We start from the raw sequence: 13,204 nt of genomic DNA on the forward strand, positions 1-13,204 counted from the left end.
ATGGATTCCCAATTCGGCTTGATGAACGTCTGGAACCAGGGCGACTTCGTCACCAAGGCCGTCGCGGTGCTGTTGATCGGCATGTCGCTGGCCTCGTGGATCGTGATCATCATCAAGGCCCTCGACGTCATCAAATACAAGCGCCTTGCCAAGCATTCGCAGGACTTCTGGCACAGCGAGGATTTCGCGACCGCGCTCAACAAGCTCGGCGGCGACGACAGCAACCCGTTCCGCGCGCTGGCACTCGAAGGCCGTGAGGCGGCAGCGCACCATCGCAACACCAAGGCGCATCTGCACGATGCACTCGACGTCAGCGACTGGATCACGCGCGCCCTGCGCAACGGCATCGACGCCTTCACCGCCCGCCTCCAGACCGGCCTGGCGATCCTGGCTTCGGTCGGCTCGACGGCGCCCTTCATCGGACTCTTCGGAACGGTCTGGGGCATCTATCACGCGCTCATGAGCATCGGATCGGCCGGCCAGGCCACCATCGACAAGGTGGCGGGCCCGATCGGCGAGGCGCTGATCATGACCGCACTCGGCCTCGCGGTGGCGATTCCCGCCGTGCTCGGCTACAACGCGCTGGTGCGCGGCAACAAGTTCGTGCTGACGAAGCTCAACAGCTTCGCCCATGACCTGCACGCCTACTTCGTCACGGGCGCACGCGTCCAGAGCGGCAGCGAAGCCATCGTGGTTCCGCTCAAGAAGGGCTGAGCACTATGGCCTTCGGAACCCAGGACGAACCCGATGAGGTGATGAACGAGATCAACATGACGCCGCTGGTCGACGTCATGCTGGTGCTCCTGATCATCTTCATCATCACCGTGCCGGTGATGAAGCACGCCGTCAACATCGACCTGCCCCGCGCCACCAGCGAGCCCGAGCAGCCGAAGCCGCAGAACATCCTGTTCAGCATCACGGCGGACGGCAGCTACTACTGGAACGAGCAGAAGATCGACGACGCCGAACTGCCCGGCCGGCTTGCCGCCGAAGCCGCGAAGGATCCCCAGCCCGAACTGCACATCCGCGGCGACAAGGAAGTCCGCTACGAACGCGTCGCCAAGGCCATGTCGCAGGCGCGCGAGGCAGGCGTGCGCAAGATCGGCTTCATCACCGAGCCGGACGCGAAGTAGTTCACACGTGGCGACAAAAAAAGTTGATCGCCACGATTGACTTTGTATTGCGAATCATTATCATTCACTCATCGCTTCGATAAGGGAATTTCAAATGCAAGCCAAACCGAATGCCTTTTCCGTTCTGAGCCATCCTTCGCTCGACCAGTCGGGCGGCGGTCATGCCTCGATCCAGGCGCCGCGTCCGGCGCCGATGGTCGAAAGCGCGGAGCTTCTCAAGGGAAGCAAGACCGTCGGCATCATGCACAACGGTTCCCTCTATCGGCTGCAAGCGACCAAACTCGGCAAGCTGATCCTGACCAAATAACGCAGGCCGTCAGCCTGCCCCTCGCGCAAGTTTCATCGTGGGGCGACTCCAGGAGATTCATCTCCGAGGGTCGTTTTTTGCTAGCCAACGGTTCGCCGCCTAGCCAAGCTCTTTTTCCACGCTGAGTGTTTCAATGAAAAACGCCGACCCAGAGGTCGGCGTTTTTGTTTTGAAGGTCGAGCCTTCTCAGAGGCCGAGTGCGGCGATGCCCGCCTTGGCGATCTGCGCGTCTTCGTTCGACTTCACGCCGCTCACGCCGACGGCACCGATCACATGGCCGTCCTTCACGATCGGCACGCCGCCTTCGAGCAGGCCCTGCACCGCCGGCGCCGTGAGAAACGCGCTGCGTCCGCCATTGATGATGTCTTCGTAGACCTTGCTCTCGCGGCGTCCCATGGCCGCCGTGTGCGCCTTGGCCGGTGCGATGTGCGAGGAGAGCGCGGCCGCGCCGTCCAGACGCTGAAGCCAGAGCAGGTTGCCGGCATCGTCCGAGATGGCAATGGTCACGGCCCAGTTGTTCTTGAGCGCTTCGGCTTCCGCTGCCGCTGCGATGGCCTTGACGTCGGCGAGTTCGAGGAAGGACTTGGTCTTCATAAGGAGAGTCGGGTTGCGTAAAAGCCCCAGAGCATACCGGCCATTGGGCACCGCACCGCCCGACGGCCTTAGGACCATCGTCCATACGGTCTTTTTTCATTCCCCCTCTTGCAGCCCCCTAGAATGCGCCCAACTGCGTCATTGCAGTAACCCATAGGAGCTACGGCCATGAACGACCGCGTGACGACCCTCGACACTTCCACTGGCTACGGCCAGGTGCTGCCGCAGGCTGAACGCCAACGCGTGCTGCGGAACACCTACTGGCTGCTGGCGCTGAGCCTGCTGCCCACCGTGCTGGGCGCCTGGATCGGCGTCAGCACCGGCATCACCCGCTCGCTCACGGGCGGACTGGGCCTCATCGTTTTCCTCGGCGGCGCATTCGGCTTCATGTTCGCCATCGAGAAGACGAAGAACTCCGCCGCCGGCGTCCCGGTGCTGCTGGCCTTCACCTTCTTCATGGGCCTGATGCTCTCGCGCCTGATTGCGATGGTACTGGGCTTCAAGAACGGCTCCGAGCTGATCATGACGGCGTTCGGCGGCACTGCCGGCGTGTTCTTCGTGATGGCTTCGCTCGCGACCGTGATCAAGCGCGATCTGTCGGGCATGGGCAAGTGGCTCTTCGTCGGTGCGATGGTGCTGCTGGTGGGCTCGGTCATCAACGTCTTCGTCGGCTCCACCGCGGGCATGATGGCCATCTCGGTCGCTGCGATTGGCATCTTCTCGGCCTTCATGCTCTACGACCTGAAGCAGATCATGGATGGCGGTGAGACCAACTACATCAGCGCCACGCTCGCGCTGTATCTCGACCTGTTCAACGTGTTCCAGAGCCTGCTGGCGCTGCTGGGCATCGCAGGCGGCGAGCGCGACTGAACGAGAAGCCGAAACCGACGCGCCCGACCAAGTGCGCGCCAAGCAAGAAGGGCCCTCGCGGGCCCTTTTTTCATGGCAGGTCGAACACCGCGATCGACTCGACGTGGGCCGTGTGGGGAAACATGTTCACCACGCCCGCGAACGTGCAGCGGTAGCCCGCCTGGTGCACGAGCAATCCGGCATCCCGCGCGAGCGTCGAAGGATTGCAGCTCACGTAGACGATGCGCTTCGGCGGCGTCCAGCCGCCGGTGCGAAGCTCAGGCTGCTGGTGCAGGTCGGCCATGGCCTTGGCCAGCGCGAAGGCGCCCTCGCGCGGCGGATCGACCAGCCACTTGTCCGCGCGACCGTCGGCCACCAGCATTTCGGGCGTCATCTCGAACAGGTTGCGAGCCACGAAGCGCGTCGGCGAAAGTGCCCGCCTGGCCGCGGTGGCCGGCTGGTTCCGCTGGAAGTTGTCGCCCGCGCGCGCCACCAGCGTGTCGCTGCCTTCGATGCCCAGGACTTCCCGCGCACGGCTTGCCAGCGGCAGCGTGAAATTGCCCAGGCCGCAGAACCAGTCGATCACGCGCTCGTCGGCGCCCACGTCGAGCAGCCGCAACGCGCACCCGACGAGGGCGCGGTTGATGTGCGGGTTGACCTGCGTGAAATCGGTCGGCTTGAACGGCATGGTCACGCCGAACTCGGGCAGTTCGTACGAGAGCGGCATGCCGCCCTCCTCCAGCAGCTTCACCGTGTCGGGGCCCTTGGCCTGCAGCCACCATTGAACGCCCTGGTGCTGCGCGGCAAAGGCCTTCAGCCGGCCGATGTCGGCCTGGGACAGCGGCTCCAGATGCCGAAGCACCAGCGCGATGGTGCCGAGCGCCGTGGTGCCCGGCGCGTCCCCGCAGGCCAGTTCGATCTGCGGGCAGGTATCGCGCGCGTCCATCGAGGCGATCAGGTCGCGCAGCGGCATCAGCATCGCGCTGACCGACTGCGGCAGCACGGGGCAGACCTGCATGTCCGCGAGATAGCGGCTCTTGCGCTCGTGGAAGCCGATCAGCACTGTGCCCTTCTTGACCACGTGGCGCACCGAGAGCCGCGCCCGATAGCGGTAGTGCCAGGCGGGGCCTTCCATCGGCCGCAGCAGGTTCTCGGGGCGCACCTTGCCAAGGTGCCACAGGTTGTCCTCGAGCGCGCGCTGCTTCACCGCGACCTGCGCCGCCGCGTCCAGGTGCTGCATCTTGCAGCCGCCGCAGGCGCCGGTGTGCAGGCCGAAATGCGGGCAGCCGGGGCGCACCCGCTGGGACGATTCGCGCCGGATCGCGGTGACCGTGCCCTGCTCCCAGTTGTTCTTGCGGCGGTGCACGTTGAACTGCACTTCCTCGAAAGGCAGCGCACCTTCGATGAAGACGACCATGCCTTCGGCATTGTGGGCGACGCCCTGCGCGTCGAGGTCGAGCGACTCGACCTTGAGCCATTCGCCGGCCGCGGTGGCGGGGGATTTCGCGGGGACTTTCTTTTCTTCGGTGGTGGATTCCATCCCCCGATTGTCTCAGCGCCGGCGCGGTCCGCCGCCGGGCGGCTCAGGGAGCGCGTCGCGCTCCCTTTCAATGACGCTGCGGCGAGGCGCCGCCAGGCATCTACCGGGCCGGCAGGTAGCGGGCCGGATCGACAGGCTTGCCCTGTCGACGGATCTCGAAGTGCAGCTTGACGCGGTCGGCGTCGCTGTTGCCCATCTCGGCGATCTTCTGGCCCTTTTGCACCGACTGGTCTTCCTTCACGAGCAGCGTCTGGTTGTGCGCATAGGCCGTGAGGTAGGTGTTGTTGTGCTTCAGGATGATCAGGTTGCCGTAGCCTCGCAGGCCGGCACCGGCGTAGACCACGCGGCCATCGGCGGCGGCCAGCACCGCGTCGCCGGCCTTGCCGCCAATGTCGAAGCCCTTGTTCTTGGCATCGTCGAAGCCCGCGAGCAGCGTGCCGTGGGCCGGCCAGATCCAGCCGAGGTCCTCGTCGCCCGAACTCGAAGGTGCCGACGGCGAGGCAGTGACGGGCGACTTGCCGCTCGACGCCGCGCTGGCCGGCGCCGCGGGTGCGATGACCGATGGCGGCGTGACGGGCTTGGTCGTTGCCCCCTCGGACGACATCGACGGCGGCGCGGCGGCCACGCTGGTGGACGGCCCCACCGGCGGAACCACGCGCAGCACCTGGCCGACTTCGATCAGGTCGGGGTTGTCGAGGTTGTTCCAGCGGGCGATGTTCTGCCAGGTCTGGCCGGTTTCGCTCGCGATGCGGCGAATCGTGTCCCCGGGGCGCACGGCGTAGTAGCCCGGCTTGCCATAGTTCTCGATGCCCGGCAGCGGCTTGCCCGACGGGTCGGTGGTGAAGAGCGGGCCGCCGGGTGCCGCAACGGGCGCACGCGTCATCGTGCCCCGGTCTTCGACCGGCGCCGGCCCGCGCGGTGCGGCGCAGCCCGCGATCACGAGCACAACGGCCAACGTGACACCAGCGCACCAACTCCGATTGCCAAAACCCTGCATTTGTTGTTCCTTCAAGCGATGCCCGATTTTAGGGGGACAAAGTGAACCGCCTCAAGAATGCGGCGCTCGAGTCCACGGGCGGTTTTGTCGATGACGACGAGGGCCTGTCCGCCCCCCGCCGAGTGTGTTGGCGCCACGATGCGACCGCCGACGGCGAGCTGATCGATCCATGCCTGCGGCACCGCCTCGCCGCCCGCCGCGGCGATGATGCCCGCGTAGGGCGCGCCCTTGGCGTAGCCGATCATTCCGTCGCCCAGGATCAGATGAACCGTCGCGAGGCGAAAGTGCCGCAGGTTGGCGCGTGCGCGCTCGTGCAAACCGCGCAGCCGCTCGATGCTGTAGACCTCGGTGGCCACATGGTTCAGCACGGCGGCCTGGTAGCCGCAGCCGGTGCCGATCTCGAGCACGCGCCCGAGCCGCTCCTGCGGCTTGCCGACGAGCGCGGGCGCGCCCAGCAGCAGCTCGATCATGCGCGCGACCACGCTGGGCTTCGAAATCGTCTGTCCCAGCCCGATCGGCAGGCTGGTGTCTTCGTACGCCTGATTGACCAGTGCGCTGTCCACGAAGCGATGGCGCTCGACTGCGCCGAGTGCGCGCAGCACGCGCGCGTCGCCAATGCCCTGGGCCGCGAGCTTCTGCACCATGCGCGCACGCACGGCGTCGGAGGCCATCGACGGCGTGGTCGGCACCATCGGCCGCGCGGGCACGGCCGGCATGCGACCGCGCGTGGCGGCCGAAGCGGTGGGTGTCAGGCGAACCGGGAACCCAGGCCGTTGCGTGGCCATCTTCAGTTGCCCAGACGGGTCACCGTCTCGCGCCATTGCGCCAGGTTGGCGTGGTCGGTCAGGTCGATCTGGAGCGGCGTCAGTGCGACGTGGCCCTCCGCCGTGGCATGGAAGTCGGTTCCTTCGCCGCTGTCCTTGGCGCCGCCGGCACCGGCGATCCAGTACATGGTTTCGCCACGCGGGCTTTCCTGCGTGATGACCTTCTCGGCCGCATGCCGGCGGCCGAGCCTGCACACCTTGATCGGCTTGAGTTCGTCGAGCGGACGGTTGGGCACGTTCACGTTGAGCAGGAAAGCGCCCTGCTCCACCATGCGCTCGCGCTCGATCCGCTGGACCAGCCGGCGCGCCACCTGCGCGGCCGCATCGACGTGCGCCCAGCCTTTTTCGATCTGCGAGAAGGCAATGGCCGGAATGCCGAACAGGTAGGCCTCCATGGCCGCGCCCACGGTGCCCGAATAGATGGTGTCGTCGCCCATGTTGGCGCCGTTGTTGATGCCGGAGACCACGAGGTCCGGCCGATAGTCGAGCAGGCCCTTGAGCGCGATGTGAACGCAATCGGCCGGCGTGCCGGTCACGTAGCGGAATCCGTTGTGCGCCTTGTGCACGTAGAGCGGCGCGGCCAGCGTCAGGGCGTTCGACTTGGCGCTGTTGTTGTGCTCGGGTGCCACCACCTCGACATCGGCGATGTCCTTCAGCGCGTCGTGCAAGGCGACGATGCCCGGCGCCTGAAAGCCATCGTCGTTGGAAATGAGAATCTTCATGATGCTTTTCGGTGCCCGGATTGTAGGCGGCGGGGTGCGTCGCAGCAGGGACAAGGGCGCCCCGGCGCGGCCCCTATCATCACCTCGCATTCGCCCATACACGATGGATTCATTCGAAGGAGACCCGAGCATGCACGCATGGCTTTGCGAAAACCCCACCGGCGTCGACGCGCTGACCTGGAAGGAACTGCCGACGCCGTCGCCCGGTCCGGGCCAGGTGCTGATCGAGATCAAGGCCGCGAGCCTCAATTTTCCCGACCTGCTGATCGTCCAGAACAAGTACCAGATCAAGCCGCCGCTGCCCTTCGTGCCGGGTTCGGAATACGCCGGCGTGGTGCAGGCGGTGGGCGAAGGCGTCACCCACCTCAAGGTCGGACAGAACGTCGCCTGCCTTTCCGGCACCGGCGGATTCGCCACCCACACGCTCGCGCCCGCCGCGCTTTGCATGCCGCTGCCGGAAGGCTTCGGCCATGTGGACGCGGCGGCGTTCATCATGATCTACGCGACTTCGTGGCATGCACTGATGGACCGCGCCCAGCTCAAGGCCGGCGAGACCGTGCTGGTGCTCGGCGCCGCCGGCGGCGTGGGCACGGCCGCCATACAGATCGCCAAGGCCGCGGGCGCGCGCGTGATTGCGGCCGCCTCGACCGACGAGAAATGCGAACTTTGCCGCTCGATCGGCGCAGACGCCACGATCAACTACACGACGCATGCGCTGCCCGGCGGATTTCGCGATGCGATCAAGGCTGCGACCAACGGCAAGGGCCCCGATGTCATATACGACCCGGTCGGCGGCGATTTTGCGGAGCCCGCATTTCGCTCCATCGGCTGGCGCGGACGCTATTTGGTGGTCGGCTTTGCCTCCGGTCCGATTCCATCGCTGCCATTGAATCTGACGCTGTTGAAAGGTGCCTCGCTGGTCGGTGTGTTCTGGGGCGATTTCGCGAAGCGCGAGCCCAAGGCGAATGCACAAATGATGGCCGAATTGGCCCAGTGGTACGGGCAGGGAAAGATCAAGCCGGTGATCGACAGCACGATGCCGATGGCCGAATTGAAAGCGGCCTACGCCCACATGGGCTCGCGCGGCGTCAAAGGCAAACTCGTGATGGTGAACTGAGCACGCCGGTTTGGCACGACGCCGCCGGTCCCAATAAAAAAGCCCGCATGCGCGGGCTTTTTTATTGGCCGGAGGCCGCCTGTCTCGATCGCTTACTTGATCTCGAACTCCGAAAGCGACTTGCCGGCGGCCAGTGCTTCCGTCACCCAGCGCGGCTTGCGGCCACGGCCACCGGACCAGGTTTCGCCGGTCGGACCACGGTATTTGGCCGCTGCCTTTGCCACAGGCGCACCGGCGCTGCGCTTGACCGAGCCGCCGCGCGCGCTGAGTTTCAGGTCCGCGGCGGTCAAACCGTATTCGGCGATCTTCCTGCGCACGTCCTCAATCACGCCAGCGCGTTCTTGGTTGCGAAGGTCTTCGGCCTGCTTGCGCAATTGCGCAATCTGCTCGTCGTACTTCTTGATCTGAGAATTGATATCGGCAAGGGTCGAAGCCATTCTGGACTCCTGAAATTGGAAACGGGGCGGATTTTAATTCAATTCCAAATTATGACAAGCAGGCCCCCACCGGAAAAACACCGATGACAGGAATGCGGCAGTGCACCAAAGCGGCATGCGCCAAGCTTGGGGCAGGCTTTTTTGGTGTAAATGCCAGGATTGCGTGGCCGCGGGAGGACCGGAAATGACAACGCCGGGGCAAGCCCGGCGTCGATGTACCTGGACGCTATTGCGCAATAGCAGTCAGGAAGAAAGAAAGAAAGAAATTTTGGGGTGGCTGATGGGACTCGAACCCACGACGACCAGAATCACAATCTGGGACTCTACCAACTGAGCTACAGCCACCGGAGAGCCCGCAATTGTAGCGTCAAAAATCGCCGTTTTCGCCGCCGCGCGCGCCGAAAGGGTTGAATTTCTTCTCAGCCGGCGGCCAGCGGGCCGGCTGGCGCGGTCTTGGGCAGCTTGATCGCGCCGTCCGGCCGCTCGCAGGTGCCGATCAACAGGCCGCTGGCCACGGCATGCGCCTTGAGCACGTCGAACACCTCCTCGCGTCCGGGCGTTGCGGAAAACTCCGGCGCGCTGTCGAGCGCGAACAGCTGGAAGGCATAGCGGTGGATGCCGTGCCCCGGCGGCGGATCGGGCGGCAGCCAGGCGGCCTGGAGCGCGGAGTTGCGCCCCACATGCAATGCCGCATCGCCGTCGTTCTCGCGGCTCGGGAGCGCGGCTTCGTCGAGCTTTCCGTCACCGGCCGGCAGGCCCACCACGATGGCGTGCACCAGCGGATTCGGCGTGGGCGAATCGGCGTCTTCCACCACGAGCAGCAGCGAGACGCTGCCGGCCGGCACGCCGGTCCATTGCAGCGGCGGCGAGACGCCCTCCCCGTCGGCGGTGTAGCGCGGCGGCAGCGGCCCGTGGTCCACGAAGGCCACGCTGTCGAGCGAGATCGACGCCATGCCTTGCCGCACGCCCAGCGCGTTGAAGACGATCTTGTCCAGCCCCGCACGCATGCCGTGCAGGGCGTGACCGATGACCTCAGGCAGTTTTTCGAGCATGGCTCAGGTATAGCCGCGCGCTGCCGGGCGGCCTGTAGGACGCTGCAGCAAGCGTGGTGCCGCGACGGTGCGCGCCGTGATGGCTCCGCTATCATGGGTGCCACCGCACCCCCGGGTGCACGCCGTTCGCGTACCTCCATTCACAGCCAAAGGAGCTTCTTCATGAGCATCGTCTGGACCATCCTGATCGGGTTCATCGTGGGTCTGGTGGCACGGGCCGTCAAGCCGGGCGACGATTCCGCAGGCTTCATCGTGACCACGCTGATCGGCGTGGCGGGTTCGCTGATCGTGACCTATGTCGGCCAGGCTCTCGGCTGGTACACCGCCGGTCAGGGCGCGGGCTTCATCGCATCGGTCCTCGGCGCGATCGTGCTGCTCGTTCTCTACGGGCTGGTGAAGCGCAAGCGCTGAGCGAGCGCCAGCGACGCCCGCCGATGCCGCGCAAGGCCCGGGCCAGGCATCACGTCTACGTGGTCGAGCTCGACGACCGCGTCTGGAACAACGGCCGCTTCCGGCGCGCCAACCCGGACTACCAGCTCGGCAAGCCCTTCGTGTACGTGGGCATGACCGGGCTCGACCCGGACATCCGTTTCGACAAGCACAAGGCCGGCATCCAGGCCAACAGCTTCGTTCAGGAATTCGGATTGCGGCTGCTGCCCGCGCTGTACGAGCGCTACAACCCGATGTGCTACGAGGACGCGCGCTCGATGGAGGTCGAACTCGGCATCGCGCTGCGCAGGAGCGGCTACGGCGTCTGGCAGGCCTGAGCAAAGCCGCACTGTCCCGCTCAGGCGTAGGTGACCCAGCCTTCGTAGGCCGGCCCGTCGAGGTGCGGCAGCGTGTTGTAGGTGACGAGCATGTGACGCTTCGGCGTGAAGGCGAATTCGGTCACCGCGGTGTTGCGGATGCGCAGGTTCAGTTCGATCGTGACTTCGGGACGCGTGCCGAGCACGTGCCCGACGGCCGTGCTGATCGGCCCGCCGCTCGACACCACCAGCACCTTGGCGCCATGGTGCCTGTCGCGCACATGGTCGAGCGCGGTCGTGACGCCCGCCAGGAAGTCGACATAGCTCGGCATCCCGGCAGGCTGGGTGCGGCCCTGCATCCAGGCACCGAGACCGTCGCGAAGCAGCCGGAAATGGTGCCGGTACATCTCGGGGGAATCGGGCTTTTCGAGCTTGCCTTCATGGATGGTGGCAATGACGGCTTCGCTGTCGTACTCGTTGAGGCCGGGCCAGGGCAGCACGTCGTCGCGCTCGAGGCCCAGCCCCTTGGCGATGCCCTCCCAGGTCTGCCGATGGCGCTTGAGCGTGCCGGTGATGACGGCATCGAAATGCATGCCGCGCTCGCGCCAGTACTCCCCGAGGCGCACGGACTGCCGGTGCCCGAGCTCGCTCAGGTTGTCGTAGTCGGCAGCACCGAAGCTGGCCTGCCCGTGGCGCACGAGATAGAGGGTTCCCATGTGCGGGATTCTGTCGATGCGCGCATGGCGCGCTTGTCCCACGTGCGACGAAGCCTCCGCGCCCGCGACGCGGACGCGACACGCCGCGCCGGACCTCAGCGCGCAGCGACGGGCAGGGTGTCGGCCGGCTTCGGCACGAGGATCTCGGCCTTGAAGCGTTCCTTCAGCAGGTTGTAGTAGGCCGCATCCTCAGCGGCAGCCACCGACTGCGCCACCTGCGCGTTCTCCTGCTGCGCCTGCTCGGGCGCCGAGGGCGTGCGCGGAACGACCTTCGTCACCCGCACCACCGCGTAGCCTTGCGGCCCCAGGTCCACGCCCACGAGCGCGGGCAGCTTGCCCGGGTCGGCGCGCAGCGCGGCGTCGATGACCGGCAGCGGCTGCGCCTTCGCATCGCGACGCGACACCGTGACCGGCGCGCCGAAGGTGGCACCGTCGGCCTTGGTGGTCCAGGCGGCGAGCTTGGCCTCGCCTTCGGCCTTGGCCATGACGGCCGCGCGCTCGGTGACGAGCTGCGCGCGGATCTTGTCCTTCACTTCCGCGAGCGGCATCGGATGCGCGGGCGCGTACTGCGTGATGCGCCCCGCCGCGAGCTGGTTGGCGCCGACCTCGATCGCCTCGGTGTTCTGCTTGCGGCTCAGCGAATCGGCCGCGAACAGCGCGTTGAGGAAGTTGCGGTTCGCGAGCACGCCGGTGGCGCCCGGCGCGGGCGTGCGCGAAACGTTGGCGGCCGTCTGCACGGTGAGCTTGAGCTTGTCCGCGGCCGGCTTGAGGCTGTCGGGCTGCTGGTAGACGGTGTCGGTGAAGGCTTCGGCGGCCTTCGCGAATTCCTGCGTGGCCTGCTGCGCGCGCACTTCGCTCTCGATGGTGGCGCGCACCTGCTCGAAGGGCGGCACCACGGCCGGCTTGATGTCGGTGAGGCGAATGACGTGATAGCCGAATTCGGTCTCGACCACGTCGCTGATGTCGCCCTTCTTGAGCGCGAACATCGCATCCTCGAACGGCTTGACCATCGCGCCGCGCGTGACGAAGTCGAGGTCGCCGCCCTTCTCCGCGGAGCCGGGGTCCTGCGAGTTCTTGCGTGCGACGTCGGCAAAGCTCGCGGGGTTCTTGCGCACCTCGGCCAGCAGTTGCTCCGCCTTCGCCTTGGCCTTCGCGCGCTCGTCGGCCGATGCGCTGGCCGGTGCGGTGATCAGGATGTGGCTCGCACGGCGTTCTTCCTTGGTGCCGAAGCGCGCGGCGTTCTGTTCGTAGTAGGTCTTCAGGTCGGCTTCGTTCACTGCCACGTTCTTCTTGGCCGCTTCGAGGTCGAGCACCACGTATTCGATGCTCGCCTGCTCCGGCGCCTGGAACTGTGCTGCATGGTCCTTGTAGTAGGTCTCGACGTCGGCGTCGCTCACCGTCACCTTCGACGCGAAGCTGTCGGGGGCGAAGCGCGCCACCTGGATCTCGCGCTGGTCGTAGAAGGCGTTGATCGTGGCGGCCGTCACTGCAGGCGGCGTGAACGCCGTGCCCGAGATCCCGAGCAGCACCTGCTGGGTGGCCAGTTCCGAGCGCATCGAAGCCTCGTACTGCTCGGGCGTGCGGCCGGTCACGCGCTGGAAGGTCTCGCGGTCGAACTTGCCGTCGGGCGTGCGGAACGAGGCAAGGCCCGGGTCCTGCGCGAAGATGCGCGACAGCCGTTCCTCGGAGATCGTCACGTTCGACTTGGCGGCTGCCGCTGCGAGCACGCGATCGCGCACCATGCGCTCGAGCGTGGCATAGCGCAGCGCGTCGGATTCGAGCAGCGTGGGGTCGACGTTGGGCGACTGCTGGCGGATGCGGTCGGTCTCGTTGCGATGCTGCAGGTCCCACTCGGGCCGCGTGATGTTGTGGCCGTCGACGCGCGCCACCTTCTCGTCGCCACCCGAGTTCTGGTAGCGCTCCACGCCAAAGAAGACGAACGAGGGAATGATCAGCAAGAACAAGAAAATCATGACGATCTTGTTGTACTTGCGGAAGAAATCAAACATGCTTGGACACTCTCTTCGACGGATGTCGGTGGCAATAAAAAAAGGCGAACCAGTGTTCGCCTTTGCATCGGGTGGTGGGTGCTGAGGGGTTCGAACCCCCGACCTACGCCTTGTAAGGGCGCCGCTCTACCAGCTGAGCTAAGCACCCCACCGGAAATACG

The 13,204-nt window shown here is 66.0% G+C and carries 16 protein-coding genes and 2 tRNA genes; 7 read left to right on the forward strand and 11 right to left on the reverse strand.

The annotated features are described in order from the left end of the window. From M2165_RS25085 to M2165_RS25095, 3 genes are all read left to right on the forward strand, one after another. On the forward strand, window positions 1-714 hold the full coding sequence (locus tag M2165_RS25085) for a MotA/TolQ/ExbB proton channel family protein (protein WP_280817265.1): 714 nt from the start codon (window positions 1-3) through the stop codon (window positions 712-714). Between the two features lie 5 nt (window positions 715-719). Continuing rightward, a complete protein-coding gene (locus tag M2165_RS25090) occupies window positions 720-1,133 on the forward strand; it encodes a biopolymer transporter ExbD (RefSeq protein WP_280817266.1) in 414 nt (137 codons plus the stop codon). Window positions 1,134-1,227: 94 nt separating this feature from the next. Then, a complete protein-coding gene (locus M2165_RS25095; protein WP_280817267.1) occupies window positions 1,228-1,440 on the forward strand; it encodes a hemin uptake protein HemP in 213 nt (70 codons plus the stop codon). A gap of 186 nt (window positions 1,441-1,626) precedes the next feature. On the opposite strand, the gene M2165_RS25100 is transcribed toward M2165_RS25095, so the two are convergent. Beyond that, the gene (locus tag M2165_RS25100) at window positions 1,627-2,034 is read right to left on the reverse strand and encodes a heme-binding protein (RefSeq protein WP_280817268.1); all 408 of its coding nucleotides are present in this window, start codon (window positions 2,032-2,034) and stop codon (window positions 1,627-1,629) included. Window positions 2,035-2,202: 168 nt separating this feature from the next. Between M2165_RS25100 and M2165_RS25105 the strand changes: the two genes are divergently transcribed. Continuing rightward, the gene (locus tag M2165_RS25105) at window positions 2,203-2,904 is read left to right on the forward strand and encodes a Bax inhibitor-1/YccA family protein (protein WP_280817269.1); all 702 of its coding nucleotides are present in this window, start codon (window positions 2,203-2,205) and stop codon (window positions 2,902-2,904) included. A 70-nt stretch (window positions 2,905-2,974) separates the two neighbouring features. Here M2165_RS25105 and rlmD read toward each other — a convergent pair whose 3' ends face one another. The 4 genes from rlmD to surE all read right to left on the reverse strand — a co-directional run bounded on the left by rlmD (window position 2,975) and on the right by surE (window position 6,966). Next, a complete protein-coding gene (gene rlmD / locus M2165_RS25110) occupies window positions 2,975-4,423 on the reverse strand; it encodes a 23S rRNA (uracil(1939)-C(5))-methyltransferase RlmD (RefSeq protein ID WP_280817270.1) in 1,449 nt (482 codons plus the stop codon). Window positions 4,424-4,523: 100 nt separating this feature from the next. After that, on the reverse strand, window positions 4,524-5,420 hold the full coding sequence (locus tag M2165_RS25115; protein ID WP_280817271.1) for a peptidoglycan DD-metalloendopeptidase family protein: 897 nt from the start codon (window positions 5,418-5,420) through the stop codon (window positions 4,524-4,526). A gap of 11 nt (window positions 5,421-5,431) precedes the next feature. After that, window positions 5,432-6,136 carry a protein-L-isoaspartate(D-aspartate) O-methyltransferase gene (locus tag M2165_RS25120; RefSeq protein WP_280817272.1) on the reverse strand — a complete coding sequence of 235 codons (705 nt, stop codon included), beginning with the start codon at window positions 6,134-6,136 and terminating at the stop codon, window positions 5,432-5,434. Window positions 6,137-6,207: 71 nt separating this feature from the next. Continuing rightward, a complete protein-coding gene (gene surE, locus M2165_RS25125) occupies window positions 6,208-6,966 on the reverse strand; it encodes a 5'/3'-nucleotidase SurE (RefSeq protein ID WP_280817273.1) in 759 nt (252 codons plus the stop codon). Between the two features lie 130 nt (window positions 6,967-7,096). On the opposite strand from surE, the gene M2165_RS25130 reads away from it, so the two are divergent. Then, window positions 7,097-8,083 carry an NADPH:quinone oxidoreductase family protein gene (locus tag M2165_RS25130; RefSeq protein WP_280817274.1) on the forward strand — a complete coding sequence of 329 codons (987 nt, stop codon included), beginning with the start codon at window positions 7,097-7,099 and terminating at the stop codon, window positions 8,081-8,083. 92 nt (window positions 8,084-8,175) lie between these two features. Here the strand turns inward: M2165_RS25130 and M2165_RS25135 are convergent, their stop codons facing one another. From M2165_RS25135 to M2165_RS25145, 3 genes are all read right to left on the reverse strand, one after another. Then, on the reverse strand, window positions 8,176-8,520 hold the full coding sequence (locus M2165_RS25135) for an H-NS histone family protein (RefSeq protein ID WP_280817275.1): 345 nt from the start codon (window positions 8,518-8,520) through the stop codon (window positions 8,176-8,178). A gap of 269 nt (window positions 8,521-8,789) precedes the next feature. Beyond that, window positions 8,790-8,865 (reverse strand) — tRNA-His (locus M2165_RS25140). A gap of 74 nt (window positions 8,866-8,939) precedes the next feature. Further along, on the reverse strand, window positions 8,940-9,572 hold the full coding sequence (locus M2165_RS25145) for a YbhB/YbcL family Raf kinase inhibitor-like protein (protein ID WP_280817276.1): 633 nt from the start codon (window positions 9,570-9,572) through the stop codon (window positions 8,940-8,942). 162 nt (window positions 9,573-9,734) lie between these two features. Here M2165_RS25145 and M2165_RS25150 point away from each other — a divergent pair, with 162 nt between their 5' ends. Both M2165_RS25150 and M2165_RS25155 read left to right on the forward strand, forming a co-directional pair. Continuing rightward, on the forward strand, window positions 9,735-9,983 hold the full coding sequence (locus M2165_RS25150; RefSeq protein ID WP_280817277.1) for a GlsB/YeaQ/YmgE family stress response membrane protein: 249 nt from the start codon (window positions 9,735-9,737) through the stop codon (window positions 9,981-9,983). Window positions 9,984-10,006: 23 nt separating this feature from the next. Further along, window positions 10,007-10,339, forward strand: coding sequence for a hypothetical protein (locus M2165_RS25155; RefSeq protein ID WP_280817278.1), 333 nt, complete (start codon window positions 10,007-10,009; stop codon window positions 10,337-10,339). Between the two features lie 20 nt (window positions 10,340-10,359). On the opposite strand, the gene M2165_RS25160 is transcribed toward M2165_RS25155, so the two are convergent. From M2165_RS25160 to M2165_RS25170, 3 genes are all read right to left on the reverse strand, one after another. Beyond that, complete coding sequence (locus M2165_RS25160; RefSeq protein ID WP_280817279.1) at window positions 10,360-11,034, reverse strand: histidine phosphatase family protein; 675 nt, start codon at window positions 11,032-11,034, stop codon at window positions 10,360-10,362. Between the two features lie 95 nt (window positions 11,035-11,129). Beyond that, window positions 11,130-13,043 (reverse strand): SurA N-terminal domain-containing protein, encoded by a 1,914-nt coding sequence (locus M2165_RS25165; RefSeq protein WP_280817280.1) that lies wholly within the window; start codon window positions 13,041-13,043, stop codon window positions 11,130-11,132. A gap of 72 nt (window positions 13,044-13,115) precedes the next feature. Then, a tRNA-Val gene (locus M2165_RS25170) sits at window positions 13,116-13,191 on the reverse strand. Between the last annotated feature and the right edge of the window lie 13 nt (window positions 13,192-13,204).

Source organism: Variovorax sp. TBS-050B (assembly GCF_029893635.1).
In the GTDB taxonomy this organism is placed as follows: domain Bacteria; phylum Pseudomonadota; class Gammaproteobacteria; order Burkholderiales; family Burkholderiaceae_C; genus Variovorax.

What these genes read in the sequence shown, in the direction of transcription:
- M2165_RS25155 (WP_280817278.1), top strand. Translation starts at nt 10,007, where the DNA reads ATGCCGCGCAAGGCCCGGGCCAGGCATCACGTCTACGTGGTCGAGCTC.
- M2165_RS25105 (WP_280817269.1), top strand. Translation starts at nt 2,203, where the DNA reads ATGAACGACCGCGTGACGACCCTCGACACTTCCACTGGCTACGGCCAG.
- surE (WP_280817273.1), bottom strand. Translation starts at nt 6,966, where the DNA reads ATGAAGATTCTCATTTCCAACGACGATGGCTTTCAGGCGCCGGGCATC.
- M2165_RS25165 (WP_280817280.1), bottom strand. Translation starts at nt 13,043, where the DNA reads ATGTTTGATTTCTTCCGCAAGTACAACAAGATCGTCATGATTTTCTTG.
- M2165_RS25090 (WP_280817266.1), top strand. Translation starts at nt 720, where the DNA reads ATGGCCTTCGGAACCCAGGACGAACCCGATGAGGTGATGAACGAGATC.
- rlmD (WP_280817270.1), bottom strand. Translation starts at nt 4,423, where the DNA reads ATGGAATCCACCACCGAAGAAAAGAAAGTCCCCGCGAAATCCCCCGCC.
- M2165_RS25100 (WP_280817268.1), bottom strand. Translation starts at nt 2,034, where the DNA reads ATGAAGACCAAGTCCTTCCTCGAACTCGCCGACGTCAAGGCCATCGCA.
- M2165_RS25150 (WP_280817277.1), top strand. Translation starts at nt 9,735, where the DNA reads ATGAGCATCGTCTGGACCATCCTGATCGGGTTCATCGTGGGTCTGGTG.
- M2165_RS25095 (WP_280817267.1), top strand. Translation starts at nt 1,228, where the DNA reads ATGCAAGCCAAACCGAATGCCTTTTCCGTTCTGAGCCATCCTTCGCTC.
- M2165_RS25135 (WP_280817275.1), bottom strand. Translation starts at nt 8,520, where the DNA reads ATGGCTTCGACCCTTGCCGATATCAATTCTCAGATCAAGAAGTACGAC.
- M2165_RS25120 (WP_280817272.1), bottom strand. Translation starts at nt 6,136, where the DNA reads ATGCCGGCCGTGCCCGCGCGGCCGATGGTGCCGACCACGCCGTCGATG.
- M2165_RS25085 (WP_280817265.1), top strand. Translation starts at nt 1, where the DNA reads ATGGATTCCCAATTCGGCTTGATGAACGTCTGGAACCAGGGCGACTTC.
- M2165_RS25115 (WP_280817271.1), bottom strand. Translation starts at nt 5,420, where the DNA reads ATGCAGGGTTTTGGCAATCGGAGTTGGTGCGCTGGTGTCACGTTGGCC.
- M2165_RS25145 (WP_280817276.1), bottom strand. Translation starts at nt 9,572, where the DNA reads ATGCTCGAAAAACTGCCTGAGGTCATCGGTCACGCCCTGCACGGCATG.
- M2165_RS25160 (WP_280817279.1), bottom strand. Translation starts at nt 11,034, where the DNA reads ATGGGAACCCTCTATCTCGTGCGCCACGGGCAGGCCAGCTTCGGTGCT.
- M2165_RS25130 (WP_280817274.1), top strand. Translation starts at nt 7,097, where the DNA reads ATGCACGCATGGCTTTGCGAAAACCCCACCGGCGTCGACGCGCTGACC.